We start from the raw sequence: 655 nt of genomic DNA on the forward strand, positions 1-655 counted from the left end.
GGCAGCACCTACGGTGGCAACCCCATGGGTGCGCATATCGCCATGGAGTCGCTGGCCATCGTGACGGACGAGGACCTCTGCGGCAACGCCGAGCGCCTGGGACAGCTGTTCCGCGCCGAGATGCAGAAACTCGTGGAGGACTATCCCTGGGTGAAAAAGGTCCGCGGACGGGGCCTGCTGAACGCCCTGCTCATCGAGCCGCGCAAGGCCGCCGACGGTTCACCCAGGACCGCCCGGGAGCTCTGCCTGCTCCTGCGCGACAACGGCCTGCTGGCCAAACCCACGCACGGCGACATCATCCGCTTCGCGCCGCCGCTGGTGATCACGGAGGAGCAGCTGATGGAGTGCGTGAACATCATCCGCACGAGCGTGGGGCAGTTCGCGTGAGCGATCAGACCGCCCGCCGCGTAACTTTGGGGGAAAGCGGTCATTGATGGCATCCAAGGACCTACGTGATCAGGTACATGCCTTGGTGGATTCGGTCCAGAGCGAGGACCTCCTTCGCTGGGTGCATGAGTTGCTTTCTCGCACGGCTTCGGAGGGTTCCACTGGTGTCTGGCAGGAGTTGACGGAGGAACAGCGGGACCGCGTGTTGAAGGCACATGCATCGGCTTCGACGGACAAGGAGCTGCGGCCTTCGGATGAGGTGCTCAGG

At 64.3% G+C, this 655-nt stretch carries 2 protein-coding genes; both read left to right on the forward strand.

The window, feature by feature from the left end; all coding sequences use genetic code 11:
• A partial coding sequence (locus tag KDM41_18330; protein ID MCB1185382.1) for an aminotransferase class III-fold pyridoxal phosphate-dependent enzyme occupies window positions 1-387 on the forward strand: 387 nt, incomplete at its 5' end.
• A 46-nt stretch (window positions 388-433) separates the two neighbouring features.
• Window positions 434-655, forward strand: a 222-nt coding sequence (locus KDM41_18335; protein ID MCB1185383.1) for a hypothetical protein, incomplete at its 3' end; no start/stop codon positions are given.

Source organism: bacterium (assembly GCA_020440705.1).
Lineage (GTDB): Bacteria > Krumholzibacteriota > Krumholzibacteriia > LZORAL124-64-63 > LZORAL124-64-63 > JAGRNP01.